Source organism: Thermococcus sp. 9N3 (assembly GCF_012027685.1).
Taxonomy (GTDB): domain Archaea; phylum Methanobacteriota_B; class Thermococci; order Thermococcales; family Thermococcaceae; genus Thermococcus; species Thermococcus nautili.
In genome coordinates, this window is the sequence record NZ_SNUV01000001.1 from 1,082,202 (window position 1) to 1,100,093 (window position 17,892).

Here is a 17,892-nt window from a genome sequence, read left to right on the forward strand (position 1 = left end):
GACCTTTTTTTACTTTGCCAGTTCCAGCAGGATTAGGAAGAGCAACATAATGCCGAGGACTGCCATCGTCCTCTTCGTGTAGAGCTTCGCGGACCGCTTCTCGTAGTAGCTCCTCGGCGAGACGTTGAGGATGTAGAGGCCAAGTAGGGAACCTATGAGCAGGCCGAGGACGTTCTCAACCGTGAGGCGGAGCGAGCCAAAGAAGATGCCCCACCAGCCCATCGCGAGCGAGATTCCCACGACGGTTGTCGGAGGCACGAGGGCGGCCGCTATCGAAACTCCGGCAAGAATCTCGGGAATTCTGCTCACTATCGCCACCACGCCAGCGTAGCCGAGGAGGACCGCGAGGAGGATGTAAACAATCCCCGAATCTCCCCTGATGAGGATTTCCCTCGTCGGTTCAGCCGGCATGAGACCGAAGAGCTTCAGGAGAAGGGAGACGACGAGGGCTGAAGTGAATATAACCGTCAGGAGCTTGAGAATCGAGGAGACGGCGGTTAGGGCGTCCCTTCCGCGCCCCATAACGACGTTGAGCGAGAAGCCGTAGAGGGGGCCGAGGATTGGCGAGAGGAGCATCGCCGAGATTATCATAACGATGTTGTTGCCTATCAGGCCGAAGAGGGCAACCATTGAGGCAACGGCCCCGAGGGTCAGCTGAATCGGGTCAACCCTCGCCTGGGAGTTGGCGCTCTCGATGAGGCCCTCGATGTCGGCAATACTCCACCTGCCCCGGAACCTTTCAAGGGACCTAACAGCTGAGGAGTAGCGCACCGACCTCCCGCTGACCTGCGACCAGGTTATCGAGGCGTGGCCCTTCCTCATGTCAACGGCCCTGACGAGCTCGTCAACGAGGTCGTTTATCACGAAGTCCGGCGCGAAGGCCGTGACCTTGAGGGCGCCCTTCCCGTTGGCCTTCACCTCCTCGGTGTAGAAGGGAACGCCCCACTTTTTCAGAACCTCTTCAAGCTTTTCCCGCTCGTCAAGCCCGCAGGTGACCTCGACCTTCAGCACCGCCAACACCTACTCGAGTTTGCCAAGAATCCGCCTCGGGTGGAAGTTCAGGCTTGCCCTCGCCTCTGGAATCTCCATTCCAATGTTTATCCCGAGGCTCATCAAGTCCCTCGGAGAACGAACCTCCCACCTGCTCTCGGCGGAGCTCGTGATGAAGCGCGGAACGCGGTACTTCCTGACGAGCTCCCAGACCTTGGCCATGAAGCGGAGCGTTAGGGCCCTCTCGTAGGGGTTCGCCCTTAAAAGGGGTGAGAGCGAGAAGCCAATTGCTACGCCCCTCCTGCCTGCCATTCCCGCCAAGGTGTGGTCGAAGCCGTAGTCCTTCCTCCCGAGCCAGGGGCTTATCAGCGCGTCAACCTTTGCCTCGATGGCCATCCTGTTGACCCTCATGTCGCCTCCCTGAACGTAGAGCAGAGCCCTGAGGTTTCTCGCTTTAAAGGCCCTTATAAGGCTCGGCTTTCTCGTTACGAGCAGAACCGCGACCTTTCCGTAGGTCCTTCTGAGTTCTCGGAGTTCTTCCTTCAACGAGTCCCAGTCGGGCTCGGCGTCGAGGACGAGCTTTTTGGTGAAGACTACCTCGTCGAACCACTCATTAGCTAACTCGTAGGCTTCCGCATTCCTGACGTCCATCTCGATGAAGTAGTCCCTCCCGCTCATTCCTTCTCCTCCAGCCACTCCCTCACGGCTTTCACAACGGTCTCTTTTCTCATCGGGAATGCCTTGACCTTAATTCTGACCTGTATCACATCGGCTCCCTCGTCAACCTCAACGTCGCCGAGGTAGGCCTTCTGCTTGTTGAAGCGGACGTAGAGCGTTCCCTCGTCGTCGACCTTCTCGTCGAGGTTTTCAAGGATGTAGCGCCTCGCGTTCTCGTCAAGGAGCTCTTTGAAGTGCTTGAGAAAAGTTCTCACTGCCCGACTCCTCTTTATCTCGACGTTGACGACCTTAATCGGGTTGCCAAAGAAGCCCGTGGTTTCCTCGACCTCAAAGTGAACGTCCTCGTCGTCTATCTCCTCGGGAATGAAGGTTCCTATCGCCTCTAAGACCTTGTCCTCGTCCTCGGTAGCGTGGATAAAGGTCGTAAGCCTGACGTGGTGCGCCCTGAGCGTCATCTTCTCTCACCCGAACTCCTTTGGAGGAGGGATTTAAAAAGATGAGTGCGGTCACCCCCTATTTATCCCCGCAGAAACGGCAGTAACAACTTATTGGAAACTGTTAAACCGAAGAGAAAAGGGAAGGAAATCACTTGGTCTTGCCCTTGTTAGCCCTCACGCTGGGCCTGACCTTCTCGGCGCCCTTACCCTTGTTCCTCAGACCGCGACCCTTCTTGCCGGCGCTGGTGAGACCGCGGAAGACCCTACCCTTGTGGGGCTTGAGGGCAATCCAGGCTATCTTCGGGTCGCTCTTTATGACCGGGTGGTGCGGGTCAACCATTATAACCTCGAACCACTTGTACATTCCGTCCTCGCCGACCCAGTAGGAGTTGAGAACCTCGAGGTTCGGGAACTTTCTCGCGGCCTTCTCCTCTGCTATCCACTGGAGGCTCTTCTTTGGCGAGTACTTGACCATACCCATCTTGCTCGGCTTCCTTCCACCCTTCCACCTGGGCCTCTTCCTGCCACCGCGCCTGACGCGAACGCGAACGACGACGTAGCCCTGCTTGGCCTGGTAGCCGAGCGAGCGAGCGCGGTCAAGCCTCGTCGGCCTCTCAACGCGAACGACGACCGGCTCTCTCCTCCACTTAACCATCCTCTTCTTGAGGAGCTCTCCCACGTAGCTCTTCTTGGGGCTCTTCCAGGCTTCCCTTATGTACTTGTACATTCCCATCTTTCTCCCTCCCACGTTTGTGGTTCTCCGCAGAGCGGAACATCCCGCGGGCGAACCCGCTTAGTCGGTCGAGTTTCGAGGGTTGGTTTTTAAGGGTTGCGGAGGACTAACGTCGATGAAGGGAAAACGGTTGGGGCTCATCCTCCTCTTCCTCGCGGTTTACCTCTCCTGGGATGCCTACGCCTTAGTCTATCCATTCATCGGGCGCTGGAGCGCCGACGTTACCCGTTCCCTCCTCGACCTGCCAATGACATCATATCACTTCGAGTACTCCCTCGTGAGCTGGACGGTCTCCCATCATTACCTCCACGCGCTCATGAGGGCGGTTTATAGGGCCGGCTTCGCGGGTAGCTTCTGGCTCCCGGCCCTCTACTTCACATTCGCCGACCCGGAGCGGGCGAAGAGGCTCGCCTTCAGGTTCGCCCTCGGCTTTGGAATCCTGGCCCTCTCTTTTCTGGTATTCCACGTTCACGCGCCTCACGTCGTTTACACTCTCCCGGAGCGCTACGCGCCCAACGACTGGACCGCTCGACCCGAGTTCGTTCTCCCCTCCCCGCACTGCACACTGGCCTTCATCGGCCTGCTCTCGGTTCTGGAGGTTAAGAAGAAGGAAACAGTCCCGCTCGCAGTTTTCCTCGCGCTCGTCCCAATCTCAACGGTTCTCCTCGGTGAACACTGGGTCTGGGACGCGGTAGCGGGCTTCCTCGTGGCTCTCGTCGCGGTGAGAATTGAGAAAAGGGTTTAAGGCGGGCAGGAAAAATAAACCCCGGTGGTGGTATGAGAATCGGAAAGCTCGCAAAGCTGATGAAGGAGAGGGGATTTGATGGAGCGCTCGTCAGTCCGGGCTCGAACTTCTACTACCTGACCGGAATCAGAATCCACGAGGCCGGTGAAAGGCCAACGATTCTGGCTTTAAACGCCGACGGGGAGTTTCACCTCCTCGTTCCGAGCCTCTACGAGAACGTCATAGGTGACGTGCCCGTTACCTTCTGGCGCGACGGCGAGAACCCCTACGCGAAGCTCGCGACGATTATGCACGGGCTCGGCATAAGCGACGGCAAAATCCTCATCGAGAACACCATGCGCGCCGACTGGCTCATAGAGATTAACAGAACCGTCCGGATGAGGCCCTATCCTCTGAGCGTTGTGATTAGGGAGCTCAGGATGAGGAAGGACCCAGAGGAGATAAGGCTCATGGAGAAAGCGGCGAAGGTCGTTGATGAGGTCTTTGAAGAAATCCTGGGCTGGGATTTGGTTGGGATGACCGAGAGAGAACTGGCTTTAAAGATAGAGCTCGCGATAAGGGAGCGCTCGGATGGGATTTCCTTCGAGCCGATAGTCGCTTCCGGTGAGAACGGCGCCAATCCCCACCACGAGCCGGGCGAGAGGAAGCTGAGGAAGGGCGACATGGTGATACTCGACTACGGGGCGAGGTGGAAGGGCTACTGCTCCGACATAACGAGAACGATAGCCCTCGGCGAGCCCGACGAGAGGCTTGTAAAGATTTACGAGGTTGTTTGGGAGGCGCAGGAGAGGGCATTCCAGGCTGTCAGGGAGGGCGTGAAGGCGAAGGAAATCGACGGAACCGCGAGGAGAACCATCGAGGAGGCCGGCTACGGGAAGTACTTCACCCACAGAACCGGTCACGGATTGGGCTTGGATGTCCACGAGGAGCCCTACATCGGGCCCGACGGAGAGGTCGTCCTCGAGAACGGAATGACCTTTACGATAGAGCCCGGAATCTACGTCCCGGGGCTCGGCGGGGTGAGAATAGAGGACGACGTGGTCGTGGAGGGAAGGGAGAGGAGGCTGACGAAGGCTGAGAGAGAGCTAATCGTTCTCTGAACGTGGCACTCTTTTGTTTTCCTTTGGGATATTAGGACGCGTATCCATCAGTCATTTTAGACAGCATCGTGAACTCCTTGTCCTCCCATGAGTCCTTGGAGACTCCGACGAACACAACTCCCCCGTTTGCAATTGCATGGTCCCTTAAATCGGCCAAGAACTTTAGGAGGGTCTTGGTATCGTTGTAAAGCCTGAGGTATTCAAATCCGTCGATAACAACCACTCCCTTGGAACCCGCTAGCCTAGCTTCGTTGAGATAGCGGACAATAAAGTGTCTCAGCCGTTCGAGAGACGTTGGCTGAACGGAGTTTGGAGCATCAACGGCAGTTAGATAGAAGACCGTCCAGATTTCGGGATAATCCTCCACGCGCCTCGTTATTAGTAAGATTGGATACTCCCGGTACTTCCTGAGCACTTCACCTAGGCGAGAGCTCTCAACGAGGACTAACCTCTCTGAGTCCCCGATATGAACCTCGGAGCCGGAGCCTTTGAAAAGCCTCAAACTCATAACCCTAATCGTTGCGACTGCAAACACGACGGTTCCAATGGCCATTAGGGAAAACCCCAGAGGAGTCCCCTGGAGAATCTTGTAAAAGAATAACACAACCCCCATCGGGATTAAGGGCAAAGAAAGGATTGCGCGCCTAAACGCCACGTATGAAATGTAAGCCGTTATCAGGAGCATAACTCCAGAGTCCCCAGCGAGACCGCCGATTTTTGCGGGAAGCTTAACGCCGGCGTAGCTAAGCAGCCGATAAAAGATGTGCGAGGTGGGGATAAGGGTATACATCCAGAGCATTCTCGCTTTCTCGGGATGAAAAGCTAACACGTTCAAAATTACGTAGAGGGAAACGAAAAGGGCAAAGAAGTAAGTCAAGATTTCCCTCAGGGGGACTGGGACACCGATTGTCCTCAAAATGGCGTGGACACCAAAGAACCCCCATCCCACCGCAGCAAAGGCGTAAAACCTCCCTGAGCTACGGCATCTGATAAAGAGCAATGCGGAAATCGTGAAACTGAGGCCGGCCATGATGACACCCAGTAACGCACCCATGTCCATTTAACGTTCCCTCCCATTGGGTATATCACCGCCATACATACAAAACGTTTGCGATTTTGAAGAGTTTGCACCGTTCCAACCATCCAAAAACCTTAAATACCCAAAGCCGTTACTCGCACCGATGCCGATGAGGGGGGAGTGTCTTCTCCGCTGGAATCACATCGGTGCCTGATTTCATCGATAACCCCCCTATTCTTGACTCCCGCTCTTTTGGAAAAACCTTGAGGAGGTTTTGGACATGAAAGTGGACTTCAAGGCCATTGAAGAGAAGTGGCAGAAGCGCTGGCTTGAGGAGAGGGTTTTTGAACCCGACAGAAACGCGAAGCCCAAGGAGAAGAAGTTCTACATAACCGTCGCCTTTCCCTACCTTTCCGGCCACCTCCACGTCGGCCACGCGAGGACCTACACGATTCCCGACGTCATAGCGCGCTTCAAGAGGATGCAGGGCTACAACGTGCTGTTTCCGATGGCGTGGCACATCACCGGCGCGCCGATAGTTGGAATCGCCGAGAGGATAAAGAACCGCGACCCGAAGACCATACACATCTACCGCGACGTCTACAAGGTGCCCGAGGACATTCTCTGGAAGTTCGAGGACCCGAAGGAAATCGTCAAGTACTTCATGAAGGCCGCGAAGGAGACCTTCATAAGGGCCGGCTTCAGCGTGGACTGGACGCGCGAGTTCCACACCACCTCTCTATTCCCGCCCTTCAGCAAGTTCATAGAGTGGCAGTTCTGGACGCTCAAGGACATGGGGCTGGTCGTTAAGGGCGCCCACCGCGTCCGCTGGGACCCGGTAGTTGGAACTCCACTCGGCGACCACGACATAATGGAGGGTGAGGACGTCCAGATTCTCGAATACGTGATAATCAAGTTCATCCTGGAGGAGAACGGCGAGAGAATTTATTTGCCCGCGGCAACGCTCAGACCGGAGACCGTCTATGGAGTAACCAACATGTGGCTGAACCCCAACGCCACCTACGTCAAAGCCAAAGTCAGGCGCGGTGACCGGGAAGAGACCTGGATAATCAGCAAGGAAGCGGCCTACAAGCTCTCCTTCCAGGATAGAGAGATAGGGGTCATCGAGGAGTTCAAGGGCGAGAAGCTCATCGGCAAGTACGTGAAGAACCCGGTAACAGGCGACGAGGTCATCATTCTGCCGGCGGAGTTCGTTGACCCCGACAACGCGACGGGAGTAGTCATGAGCGTTCCCGCTCACGCCCCCTTCGACCACATAGCCCTTGAAGACCTGAAGAAGGAAACTGAACTGCTCCTCAAGTTTGACATCGACCCGCGCGTCTTGGAGGACATCACCTACATCTCGCTGATAGAGCTCGAAGGCTACGGTGAGTTCCCGGCGGTTGAGGAAGTTGAGAGGCTCGGCGTGAAGAGCCAGAAGGACAAAGAAAAGCTCGAGGAAGCAACCAAGAACATCTACAAGGCCGAGTACCACAAGGGGCGCTTCAAGATTGAGCCCTACGCGGGCAAGCCGGTCCAGGAGGTAAAAGACCTCATCGCCAAGGAGCTTATGGAGAAGGGCATTGCCGAGATAATGTACGAGTTCGCGGAGAAGCCCGTCATCTCGCGCTTCGGCAACCAGGCGGTCATCAAGATAATCCACGACCAGTGGTTCATAGACTACGGAAACCCCGAGTGGAAGGAGAAGGCGAGAGAAGCTTTGGCAAACATGACGATTTACCCGGAGAGCAGGCGCGCGCAGTTCGAGGCGGTTATAGACTGGCTCGACAAGAAGGCCTGTGCCAGAAAGGTCGGCCTCGGAACGCCCCTGCCCTGGGACCCGGAGTGGGTCATCGAGAGCCTGAGCGACTCGACAATCTACATGGCCTACTACACGATAAGCAGGCACATAAACAAGCTCCGCGAGGAGGGCAGGCTCGACCCCGAGAAGCTCACGAGGGAGTTCTTTGACTACATCTTCCGCGAGGACTTCAGTGAGGAGCGCGAGAAAGAACTTGAGGAGAAGACCGGAATCCCGGCAGAGACAATCCACGAGATGAAAGAGGAGTTCGAGTACTGGTACCCGCTCGACTGGCGCTGCTCTGCCAAAGACCTCATCCCGAACCACCTGACGTTCTTCATATTCAACCACACGGCTATATTCAGGCGCGAGCACTGGCCGAAGGGAATCGCCGTAAACGGCTTCGGAACGCTCGAGGGCCAGAAGATGAGCAAGAGCAAGGGCAACGTGCTGAATTTCATTGACGCAATCGAGGAGAACGGGGCAGATGTTGTGAGGCTCTACATAATGGGCCTTGCCGAGCACGACAGCGACTTCGACTGGCGCAGGAAGGAGGTCGGAAAGCTCCGCAGGCAAGTCGAGCGCTTCTACGAGCTGATAAGCGAGTTCTCCGGCTACGAAGCAGAGGAAGCCGAGCTCAAGAACATCGACCGCTGGATGCTCCACAGGCTCAACAAGGCCATCGAGGGAACCACCAAGGCACTTGAGGAGTTCAGGACGAGAACCGCCGTCCAGTGGGCGTTCTACACGGTCCTCAACGACCTGCGCTGGTACATGCGCAGAACCGAGGGAAGGGACGACAAGGCCAAGCGCTTTGTATTGAGAAAGCTCGCCGACGTCTGGGTCAGGCTCATGGCGCCGTTTACGCCACACATCAGCGAGGAGCTCTGGGAGAAGCTGGGCGGAGAGGGCTTCGTCAGCCTCGCTCCCTGGCCAGAGCCCGTTCCCGAGTGGTGGGACGAGACGGTAGAGGCGGAAGAGGAGTTCGTCAAGGCCTTCATCGAGGATGTCAAGGAGATAATCCGCGTTGCGAAGATAGAGAACCCGAGCAGGGTTTACGTCTACACCGCCCCGGAGTGGAAGTGGAGGGTCGTTGAGGTCGTTGCCGAGAAGAGGGACTTCAAGTCGGCGATGGCGGAGCTTATGAAGGACCCGGAGATGAGGAAGCACGGCAAGGAGATAAGCAAGCTGATACAGAAGCTCATCAAGGAGAGGGCCTTCGAGGTCAAGAGGATAGATGAGGAAAAGGCGCTGAGGGAAGCCAAAGACTTCATAGAGAAGGAACTTGGCGTCGAGCTGATAATCAACCCCGAGGAGGACAAGGGAGGAAAGAAGAAAGCCGCGATGCCGCTGAAGCCGGCTGTGTTTGTGGAGTGAGGGTTTTGTCTTTTTCTACAAATTTTTCGCCGTGCATTAATTCACCCCCAACTTATAAAACCTTTTCTCCAAAAACGCCTTAAAGAGAACGTCTTTAGCCCTTTTCGGTGTTGTCCATGCCTGTTAGCGAGGAAACGTTTAAGAGAGAGGTCCTTTCAAAAATCCCGCCCCGGAACGAGCCACCTTTGCCACCCGACTGGTTGCACACCGAAATGCTCGAGCGCTTTCGCGTCCTCCAGTTTGCATCAATTAAAGCGGGAATGAACGTCCTTGAGATAGGGTGTGGCGCCCATGCCTTAACTACCGTTCCCCTCGCCTATCTCGTCGGCGATACCGGCCGTGTCGTTGCCGTTGACCGCTCCCGCTGGCGCTTCTTTGAGGATGTAACTTCCTCAGCCGGCGTGAAACACAGGATAATCCCGCTCAAGCTTGACGCGAGGGAGTTACCGTTCCCGTTCAGAGCCTTTGACTTGGCGGTTCTTGTCCACGGAGTCAGGAGCCTGAAAAACGAAGAAACGATGGTTAAGGTCATCTCTGAAATGCTCCGTGTCTCGGAGCGGGTATTTATCGCGGAGAGCCTTCCAGTGGCGAACAACGAGCGACAGAGGGCGCACCTCGAACTCTACAACCTGCGCGAGGAAATCTTTGAGGCGTTGTTCGGCGAGAAGGACGACCTTCACTACCCGACGCTTGAAAAGCTCATCGAACTCGTTGAGCGAGCAGGAGGGAGGGTAATCAAGAGAGGGACATTCGAGCCCGAGTTGCCACACTACCTCGCCTATATTCCCAGGGAGTACGTGGGGAGAATAGAAGACGAGGAAAAGCGCGCCGAGCTTTTAGGGAGATGGGATGAGGCGTATGAGAAGTGGAAGGCCGGGGCGGAGCATCCTCCGGTCGGGTGGCTGATTGCAAAGCGCTGAAAAGAGAAAACCAGAAACATCAGGCCGAGAGGTTGCCGTCCCGCCTCCACAAGGAAAGCTCAAAAAGACTCCCCAGGAGGCCCAGCAGAACGGCCGGGAGCAGGAGGAAGAGCAGCACTATCATGAAACCGTCGCCCTCGGTGGGGCCCGACGCCGGCGCTTCAAAGAGAGAGGCCACAATCCATATCAACCCGAGGACAGCTGCGAGAACGACCGGAACAGCCATCAAGGCCGTTTTTGTGAGTTCTCTCGGCCCAACGCCGAGCCTGAAGGCAACGAATGCAACAAAAAGTGAGCCCAGCAGGAGTCCTGTTAAGTAGAGTGCAAGCGGAAGGAGCCCTCCAGCATCAATCCCGAGAAGGAAGCCTGCCAAAAACGACAAGAGCACTATCAAAAGGGACAATCCAGCAACTTTCTGGACGTCGCGCATATTCCCCACCAAGCAAAGTATGAATGTTCACCTATTTAAAAGTATCTACGGACTGTTCTCCACAACGACCTCGACTCGGGCGCGGGCGATGAGTATTAGTAGAACCGCGAGGAGGACAACCCTAAGGGCCTTTGAAACACATCTCGGGTAGGGCTCCAGAGTGCCCGAGCTGGAAACGAGCGCCTCGCCGCGGTCAACTACTTCCGTGTCTGGGGAAAGTCCGAGGAGCGCGAGGGTAACGATGAAGTCCCCCGCCATTCCCGCGGTGTTGAAGATGTAAACGAGAGCCCAGAAGTCTGAGCGGAGTAGCCACGCGAGGGCGAGCGCGATGAGAGATAAGGAAAGCGGCGCAAGGGTAACGGCGATAAAGCGTCTCGCGGTTAGGGGTGTTTCAACTGCAGTGTAGGGTGCGACGATGAGCTTTCCAAAGGTTGTGACGCCGAACCTCACCCTCGCACCGAAGAGCCTGGCAACGAGCGCGTGAAGGCCCTCGTGGAAAGGTATTACGACGACCCAGGGAAGGATGAGGTAGTAGACAAAATCCCGGAGCGAGCTTACCGAAACTTCAACCCATGGAACCGTAAAGGCAGAACCTATGAGGAGCAGAAGGGAGAGGGTAAGGAAGTCAGAGGAATAATCGGAGAGCCGGAACTCTCCCATCAAAACTCCCTCTCCACCAGGAACTCGGCGAGGAGTTCAAGGTCTTTCCTCGCCTCGCTCTCGGGGAGAACCTTGAGCGCCTCGTTGGCTTCCTTCACAAGGTTCTTGGCGTACTGAGCGGCGTATTCTATGCTACCGTACTTCCTGAGGAGTTCGATGGCCTTGGCAACTTCCTCCTTCACCTTCTCGTCGTGAATGAGGGCATCACCCTTGGCGTCTCCCGCGTATTTTCCAAAGACCTTCATGAACTCGGCCTTGTCCTCCTCGCTCGCGTGCTGGAAGAAGTGGCTGACTATGAGCGTCTTCTTGCCCTTCCTTATGTCGCTTCCGACGGGCTTTCCAAGCTTCTCCTCGTCGGCTATTAAATCGAGCACGTCGTCCCATATCTGGAAGGCTATTCCCACGTTCCTTCCCCATTTTGAGAGGGCCTTTATGTACTCCTCATCCTCAGTCCCGACGATTGCGCCTATCGTTGCCGAGCCGTCGAAGAGCGCCCCGGTCTTACCGCTAATCATCCTGAGGTACTCGTCAACTGTTACCTCGTCCCTCGTCTCAAACTCTATGTCAAGCGCCTGACCCTCACAGAGCTCGTTTGAGGTCTTCACGAGAACCTCAAGGATTCTCGCCTTCTTTTCGGGGCTTACCTCAGCCCTGGCTACTGCCTCGAAGGCCTTGCTGAAGAGCAAATCGCCTGCCAAAATCGCCATGTTGACGCCCCAGACCTTGTGGACTGTCGGCCTTCCGCGCCTTAACTCGTCCATGTCCATTATGTCGTCGTGGACGAGGGAGTAGTTGTGAATGAACTCAACCGCGGCCGCTGGATAGAGCGCCTTCTCTGGGTCGCCGCCAACGGCCTCCGTTGCCCGGAGAACGACGAAGGGGCGAACCCTCTTGCCACCGGCGAGCGGGTAATGCCTTGCCGCGTCGTAGAGGTTTTTGGGCTCCCTCTCAGGGATGAGCTCAAAGATTTTCTCGTCAACGGCCTTCGCCATGGTTTTAACCCTGCCGAAGAGTTCATCATACTTTCCCATGCTACCACCCCGTGAGCGATGAAAGCAATCAAAGGGAAAAAGTGGAAAGTCTTTATCAGCTTTGCCCTCACGGAATCTCGACAATGTAGCCGTTCCTCGACACAAAGACGTCCTTTCCAATCATGTAGCCCTCTTCCTCGGCCAGCTCTGCATAGTGGGTGAGCATTCTGAACTCGCCGTGGGCCGGGACGATGTTCTCGGGGTTGAGGAGCCTTATCAGGTAGCGGTGGTCCTCCCTGCTTGCGTGGCCGGAAACGTGGAGGTCTTTAATCATTCTGACGCCCTTCATCCTGAGCTTCGTTTCGAGCTTGTAGCGCTGGGCGTAGTTGAGCGGGTTCGGTATCGTTCCGGCTGAAAAGACGACGGTGTCGTCCTTGCCGATGTCGTAGAGCTCGCCGTCCGCCATTCTGGTCAATACCGCTCCGGGCTCGCCCTGATGGCCTGTAACGATGAGGAGGTAGTTCTCCCTCGCCTGCGATACCTCTTTGAGGACCTTCCTGACGGCGTTGGGACTTCTGACGGCTCTTGCTCCCTTCATCTTTATCAACCCAAGCTGTTTCGCTATGCCCGTGTACTTCGCGAGGGAGCGGCCAACCAAAACGGCCTGTCTGCCCATCTTGTTGGCTATCCAAATTAGCTCCTGGAGGCGGAAGATGTGGCTCGCGAAGGTTGTCGCTATCAATCCCTTCTCATCCATGCCCTCGTAGAGGAAGAAGTCCTCGAGGAGCATTTGAGCCACTGCCTCGCTCGGCGTCTTCGTCGGCTCCGCGACGCGCGTGGATTCGGCAATGAGAACCTTGACGCCCTCCTTCCCGAGCTCCTTGAGGCGCTTGTAGTCGGGCCTCTCGCCGAGCGGGTTGTTGTTGTCGAACTTGAAGTCGCCGGTGTGAAGGACTATCCCGTCTGGGGTGTGGATGGCCACCATGGCCGCCTGCGGAATCGAGTGGGTGATGCGGATGAACTCTATCGCGATGTTCTCGCTCACCTGGACTATTTCACCGAACTCGGTCTCGTACATCGGGTTCTTGACCTCAAAGTACTCCTCGCTCTTGACTTCGCCCTTGGCGAGCTTAATCGTGTAGGGCGTCCCGTAGACGGGCGTGTCCGGGTAGTGCGGGGCGAGCTTGGCTATCGCGCCGATGTGGTCGAGGTGGCCGTGGGTGAGGGCTATTGCGACGACCTTCTTGTTCCGGCTCTTCCAGAGAATCCTGTCGTCGGGAATAGCGCCGAGCTTCTGGAGCTCCTTGTCGGAGAACTTCTGGATGCTCGTGTCCTCGTGAATCATCACCCTGTCGAGCATGATGCCCATGTCTATTATCACTACCTCTTCCCTTCTGCCGTCGGAGTAGCCAACGGCCGTCATGTTCTTGCCGACTTCCTCGTAACCGCTGATTGTGTAGACCTTTATCATCTCAATCATCCTCCCGCCCCGGGCCCCTCCTGAGGCGCGGGGCTGCGTTGGGCATTACTCTGAACGAGGGTTTAAAAAGGTGTGCATCACCTCGGCGACCTCAGCGAGAGCAACGACCCGACAAAAACCGCCAGGACGAAAGCCAGAGGAATCAGCCCCAGGGAACCCCAGAGTGAGAACCAGCCCCTCCCCCAGAGCGAGATGGCAACGGTCGAGCCCGATACGGCCCCGAGCAGAAAAGCCGGCCCGTCTTTTCCGGGCTCCCAGACTCTAAACAGAGAGGCCAGAAAGGAAAGGATTATGCCGGCAACCGCCGTCAGGGGCGTTAGCACTATGAGAAAGCCTTCAAGGAAAGAAAATGCACGGGAAAGGAGACGCCTCACCTTTCTCACCGGGCGCGCAGATAGCTGGAAAGGTCAATCCTCTGCTCCAGCCACTCCCTCGTGAAGCCCGTGATAACGAGCGGGACCCTTCTCAGCTCTTCAACGTTTCTGGCACCGACGAGGAACATCGCGTTCCTTATCTCCTCGATGTAGCGCCTCAGGATTTTGATGACGCCCTCAACGTCGCCCTTCACCGCGGGCTTGAGAAGGGGCAAAGCCACTCCAGCAAAGGTCGCACCCATCGCCAAAGCCTTGGCCATCGTTATCCCGTCGCGCATTCCGCCGGTGGCTATAATCGGCAGGTCTGTGGAGTAGCGAACCTCGGCGACGCTTATAGCGGTCTTAATTCCCCAATCCCAGAACCTGAGGGCAAGGTTCCTACCAAGCTCGTCCTTCGCGCGGTAGTACTCGACGCCGCTCCAGCTTGTCCCGCCGAGGCCGCCGACATCTATGGCGTCAATTCCAATGCTCTCAAGCCTGACCGCGACCTCCTTGGAAACCCCCGCTCCTGTTTCCTTCGCTATTATCGGGTATGGAAACTCCGCCTTGAGCTCCGCCAGAGCTTTGAGAACGCCCCTGTACTGCGTGTCCCCCTCGGGCTGGACGCTCTCCTGCAGGGGGTTCATATGTATCGCCAGAGCGTCCGCCCCAATCGTCTCGACGGCCTTCAAAGCCTCCTCGATGCCGTAGCGCTCCGGAATGGTTTCGGAGAACTGAGGTGCCCCGAGGTTGCCGACGAGGAAGACGTCTGGAGCGACATCGCGGACGTAGTAGCTCTCCCAGGTTTCAGGCTTCCTTATCATCGCCCTCTGACTACCGACGCCCATCGGTATGTTGAGCTCCTGCGCCGCCTTCGCGAGGGTCTTGTTTATCCTCCCGGCGAGCTGGGAGCCCTTGGTCCCGCCGGTCATTCCCGCTATGAAAATCGGGTAGTCAAAGCGCCTCCCGAGGAACTCGACGCTCAAATCAATTTCGTCCTTGTCAATCTCGGGCAAGCTCATGTGGACGAAATGCACGTCCTCAAAACCATTGCTCACGTGGGCCTGAACGTTCCTTTTGAGGCAGTGCTCTATGTGCTCAAACTTCCGGATGATAGTGAGCTCTTCCTTATCAAAAGCCTCCATCACGACCACCGGGGAAGAGAAGGCGGAAAAAGTTAAGAGGTTTTGGGTGGGCAGACGGTGACGTTCACGGTTTTCACGACCAGCCAGCCCTTCGGGTCGTCAATCCAGTTGCCAAGGTAATGGGCGTTCACGGCCGAGCTGAGGAAGTTCGGCATTTTAGAGGCCCCGATTGTGAGGTTAAACCTCGACCTGAAACCCGGGAGTATAGGAAACCTCTCGCCAAAATCAACAGAGAGGGGGAGCACGAGGTCTCGGTAATCCCCTTTGCCAGTGCTGTGGAAGTAAATCACATTGAGGGTAACGTTGTTGCAGGTTCCGTAGTAGGTTACCAGTTTAAGTTCGATTTTTCCGGACTGAACCGTTGATGGAAAGCCGATGGGAACCGCAAAGACCCTCAATTTGGCCTGAGCGCTCCCGTTGGAAGCCAAGACCTGGAACGGATAGTAGATAACGGTGAGGTTCCTCGGGTTTCCACCGCCCAATGTCACGGACAGGTTTCTGACATCGCCCAGCACAAGCCACGAATCGTTGTTCTCCACCCAGCCGGGATAAACCAGAATAACCGCGTCCCTTCCTCCGGCGAGAGCTCTAACGAGGCCCCCACCCCGGAGCTCCCATTCAACGGTGACGGTATTGTTCTCCAACCTAACGCTCAGGTTCAGGTCTCCGGGAGATGCATCGAAAGCGCTCAGGTAGCCACTGGAAGATGCCTTCTGAAGTCCCCAGAGGGCGATGATGAAGAGCACCACAAAGGCCAATATCTTACGCAACATAGTTATCAGAGTTACCAATATCAAAGGAAAATAAAAAGATTTCGCCCCGGCTAAGGCACAATCCTCGTGCCGAAACCGTCTCCCCTGATGGCCCCGCTCAGCCTGCCTGGGACGAGCCCGTTGACGAACCACACCTCTGAGAACCGTGCTATCTCCTTCGCTTCCCTCAGCTTGTTTATTATTCCTCCCGTTACGTCTGTCCCCGCAGACCCGGCGAGGCGCTCTATGAGGCTGTCTATCTCGTCCGGGGAAAGTTCAAAGAGCAGGGTACCCTCGCCCGGTTTTCCGTCGTAGATTCCGTCAACGCTCATCAGGAAGATTACCTTCCTTGGCCTGAAGAGCTTGGTGAGGTATGTAACAATCTGGTCGCCGGAGAGTATATCAACGCCCCGAGCGAGGTCAACCGCCACGTCGCCGAAAAGGACGGGGACGAACCCTGTTTCAATCAGCTTCCTCACGGGCTCAACGTCGCCGTATACAACCCTGTCGGAGTCCATGAGAAACACGGAGGAGCTTGAAACCGAGACTGCTGGGATGCCGGCATCAATAAAAGCTTCAACTATTTTCATGTTCGCCCTCAGCATGGCGTGATGCGTGAGGGAGAACCCCTTCTTGCGCCAGAACAATGCATCCTCCGAAAGCCCAAGGAGACCCTCCCTGATTCTGTATTCCTTGGCGTAGGGATGCCCAAAGCTACCGCCTCCGTGGACTACTATGAAGTCCTCCTCAGGGTAAAAATCCTTAATCTCCCCCGCTATTGAGCGGACGACGTTTTCCCTGAAGTTCTCGGGCTCGCCGGATTTGTCGCTGAAGACGCTTCCACCGAGCTTGACGATTATCACGGAATCACCTCCTCTATCCTGAGGCCTTCCTTGCTTATCTCGGTTATCATCGGCGTTCCGCCCGCTATCGTTATTGCAGTAGCTACCTCGCTCTGCTTCTCAGGTGCAAGGGCGTACATACAGCCGCCGCCACCGGCACCGGTTATCTTGGCCCCCAAAGCCCCGGCAGTTCTGGCCGCATAGACCAGCTCGCTGAGCTTTTTGGTCGAAACGCCGAGGGCGTCGAGGAGGCCGTGGTTGATGTTCATAAGCCGTCCAAGCCTCTCGAAGCGAACTTTCTCGTCAAGGTCAGAGAGGAGGATTTCCCTCGCCCTCTCCACAATCTTGCCCATCGAGAGGAGTATAGGCTCGATTATCTCGGGCATCTCCTCCCTCGTTCTTCTCACCATTGCCACCAGTTCTTTCGTCGAACCGCTCGAGCCCGTGTAGCCCACAACTATTGGGAGCTCCATAAAGGGCAGATGCTCGAACTTGCCCTTCTCGTAGTGGATGAAGCCACCTATCGCCGAGACCGTCGGGTCGATGCCGCTCGATGCTCCCTGAACGAGGAGTTCAACCCTGTGGCCGAGCTTTCCAATTTCCTCGTTGGTCAGCTCGAGGCCGAGGAGCCTTGAAACCGCGCCGATTGTGGCAACCGCTACCGCGGCCGATGAGCCGAGACCCGCTCCAACGGGAATCTGAGACGTTATCGAAACGGTGATTCCTTTCCCGTTTTTGTCCGCTTCCTCCCTCACGAGCTCTATCGCCTGCCGGACGTAGCTGAGAACCTCTGCTGCTTTGCCGTAGTCGCTCTCGAAGTAAATCTCGTCCTCGGAGAAGGAAACGGTTAAGCCGGGAACGCGTATGTCCTTGGCCTCTATCTTTATCGCCCCGCTCTCGTTGAACTCAGCCCACACGTATGTTCTAAGGTTTATCGCGGCCGCTATCGCTGGCTTGCCGTAGACGACGCTGTGCTCGCCGAATAGGATAATTTTAGCCGGAGCGGAAGCTAAAACCCTCATTTTTGACCCTCCAGGAGTTTCTCTATCAGCTCAACCCTCATTCTATCGCCTCCAGGCCGAGATAGTCGTAGTAATAGCGCTTGAAGTCCTCCCACTCCTTTAGAGTCTCGTAGGCGAGGTCGTAGAGGAACGTCTCGTCCCTGCAGAAGAGAACCTTCCCCCTGAGGCACTCCTTCTTAAGATAGACTGGGAGGAGCTGGAAAATCTGAACGTCGTATTCCTCCGGAAGAACTCCAAGAACCCGCATCCTGAACTCAAAGGCCTCCCTAAGAGTGCCCTCGTAGTAAACGCACAAATCGACGTCGCTGTCCTTCCTCGCCTCGCCTCTCGCGCGGGAGCCGAAGAGGATGATGAACTTCACCCGGTCACCGCCGAGCTGGAGGATTTTTCTCACGGCATCGTCGAGGTTCATGGTAGAAAATAAGCTAGCAACTCTTA

19 protein-coding genes are annotated in these 17,892 nt (G+C 56.2%); 4 read left to right on the forward strand and 15 right to left on the reverse strand.

Annotated features, from left to right (window positions below; genetic code table 11):
- Positions 1-9: 9 nt before the first annotated feature.
- From E3E30_RS06010 to E3E30_RS06025, 4 genes are all read right to left on the reverse strand, one after another.
- The gene (locus tag E3E30_RS06010) at positions 10-1,011 is read right to left on the reverse strand and encodes a TIGR00341 family protein (protein WP_042692989.1); all 1,002 of its coding nucleotides are present in this window, start codon (positions 1,009-1,011) and stop codon (positions 10-12) included.
- Between the two features lie 9 nt (positions 1,012-1,020).
- Positions 1,021-1,668 (reverse strand): Ribonuclease P protein component 3, encoded by a 648-nt coding sequence (locus E3E30_RS06015; RefSeq protein ID WP_167728733.1) that lies wholly within the window; start codon positions 1,666-1,668, stop codon positions 1,021-1,023.
- Positions 1,665-2,123: an RNA-binding protein gene (locus E3E30_RS06020; protein ID WP_167728734.1), complete on the reverse strand. Its 459-nt coding sequence runs from the start codon at positions 2,121-2,123 to the stop codon at positions 1,665-1,667. The genes E3E30_RS06015 and E3E30_RS06020 overlap by 4 nt, the downstream gene beginning before the upstream one ends.
- A 130-nt stretch (positions 2,124-2,253) precedes the next feature.
- Positions 2,254-2,838, reverse strand: coding sequence for a 50S ribosomal protein L15e (locus E3E30_RS06025; RefSeq protein ID WP_042692979.1), 585 nt, complete (start codon positions 2,836-2,838; stop codon positions 2,254-2,256).
- A 115-nt stretch (positions 2,839-2,953) separates the two neighbouring features.
- Here E3E30_RS06025 and E3E30_RS06030 point away from each other — a divergent pair, with 115 nt between their 5' ends.
- Together E3E30_RS06030 and E3E30_RS06035 are read left to right on the forward strand one after the other, a co-directional pair.
- Positions 2,954-3,583 carry a phosphatase PAP2 family protein gene (locus tag E3E30_RS06030; RefSeq protein ID WP_167728735.1) on the forward strand — a complete coding sequence of 210 codons (630 nt, stop codon included), beginning with the start codon at positions 2,954-2,956 and terminating at the stop codon, positions 3,581-3,583.
- Between the two features lie 32 nt (positions 3,584-3,615).
- The gene (locus tag E3E30_RS06035; protein WP_167728736.1) at positions 3,616-4,683 is read left to right on the forward strand and encodes a Xaa-Pro peptidase family protein; all 1,068 of its coding nucleotides are present in this window, start codon (positions 3,616-3,618) and stop codon (positions 4,681-4,683) included.
- 31 nt (positions 4,684-4,714) lie between these two features.
- Here the strand turns inward: E3E30_RS06035 and E3E30_RS06040 are convergent, their stop codons facing one another.
- Positions 4,715-5,743, reverse strand: coding sequence for a DUF835 domain-containing protein (locus E3E30_RS06040; RefSeq protein WP_167728737.1), 1,029 nt, complete (start codon positions 5,741-5,743; stop codon positions 4,715-4,717).
- A gap of 238 nt (positions 5,744-5,981) precedes the next feature.
- On the opposite strand from E3E30_RS06040, the gene leuS reads away from it, so the two are divergent.
- Positions 5,982-8,879, forward strand: coding sequence for a leucine--tRNA ligase (gene leuS, locus E3E30_RS06045; protein ID WP_167728738.1), 2,898 nt, complete (start codon positions 5,982-5,984; stop codon positions 8,877-8,879).
- Positions 8,880-8,995: 116 nt separating this feature from the next.
- Positions 8,996-9,799 carry a class I SAM-dependent methyltransferase gene (locus E3E30_RS06050; protein ID WP_167729005.1) on the forward strand — a complete coding sequence of 268 codons (804 nt, stop codon included), beginning with the start codon at positions 8,996-8,998 and terminating at the stop codon, positions 9,797-9,799.
- Positions 9,800-9,818: 19 nt separating this feature from the next.
- Here E3E30_RS06050 and E3E30_RS06055 read toward each other — a convergent pair whose 3' ends face one another.
- From E3E30_RS06055 to E3E30_RS06100, 10 genes are all read right to left on the reverse strand, one after another.
- Positions 9,819-10,229 carry a hypothetical protein gene (locus E3E30_RS06055; RefSeq protein WP_167728739.1) on the reverse strand — a complete coding sequence of 137 codons (411 nt, stop codon included), beginning with the start codon at positions 10,227-10,229 and terminating at the stop codon, positions 9,819-9,821.
- Positions 10,230-10,274: 45 nt separating this feature from the next.
- Positions 10,275-10,889 (reverse strand): DUF3267 domain-containing protein, encoded by a 615-nt coding sequence (locus tag E3E30_RS06060; RefSeq protein WP_167728740.1) that lies wholly within the window; start codon positions 10,887-10,889, stop codon positions 10,275-10,277.
- The gene (locus tag E3E30_RS06065) at positions 10,889-11,920 is read right to left on the reverse strand and encodes a polyprenyl synthetase family protein (protein ID WP_167728741.1); all 1,032 of its coding nucleotides are present in this window, start codon (positions 11,918-11,920) and stop codon (positions 10,889-10,891) included. The genes E3E30_RS06060 and E3E30_RS06065 overlap by 1 nt, the downstream gene beginning before the upstream one ends.
- Before the next feature lie 67 nt (positions 11,921-11,987).
- Positions 11,988-13,331: an RNase J family beta-CASP ribonuclease gene (locus tag E3E30_RS06070; RefSeq protein ID WP_167729006.1), complete on the reverse strand. Its 1,344-nt coding sequence runs from the start codon at positions 13,329-13,331 to the stop codon at positions 11,988-11,990.
- 86 nt (positions 13,332-13,417) lie between these two features.
- A complete protein-coding gene (locus tag E3E30_RS06075) occupies positions 13,418-13,714 on the reverse strand; it encodes a hypothetical protein (protein ID WP_167728742.1) in 297 nt (98 codons plus the stop codon).
- A gap of 5 nt (positions 13,715-13,719) precedes the next feature.
- Complete coding sequence (gene fni / locus E3E30_RS06080) at positions 13,720-14,838, reverse strand: type 2 isopentenyl-diphosphate Delta-isomerase (protein WP_167729007.1); 1,119 nt, start codon at positions 14,836-14,838, stop codon at positions 13,720-13,722.
- 32 nt (positions 14,839-14,870) lie between these two features.
- Positions 14,871-15,611, reverse strand: a complete 741-nt coding sequence (locus E3E30_RS06085) for a hypothetical protein (protein ID WP_167728743.1) — start codon at positions 15,609-15,611, stop codon at positions 14,871-14,873.
- A gap of 50 nt (positions 15,612-15,661) precedes the next feature.
- Entirely contained in the window at positions 15,662-16,453 is a 792-nt protein-coding gene (locus E3E30_RS06090) for an isopentenyl phosphate kinase (RefSeq protein WP_167728744.1), read from the reverse strand.
- A complete protein-coding gene (locus E3E30_RS06095; protein WP_167728745.1) occupies positions 16,450-17,454 on the reverse strand; it encodes a mevalonate kinase in 1,005 nt (334 codons plus the stop codon). The genes E3E30_RS06090 and E3E30_RS06095 overlap by 4 nt, the downstream gene beginning before the upstream one ends.
- Positions 17,455-17,491: 37 nt before the next feature.
- A complete protein-coding gene (locus tag E3E30_RS06100; RefSeq protein WP_167728746.1) occupies positions 17,492-17,866 on the reverse strand; it encodes a nucleotidyltransferase domain-containing protein in 375 nt (124 codons plus the stop codon).
- Positions 17,867-17,892: the final 26 nt, after the last annotated feature.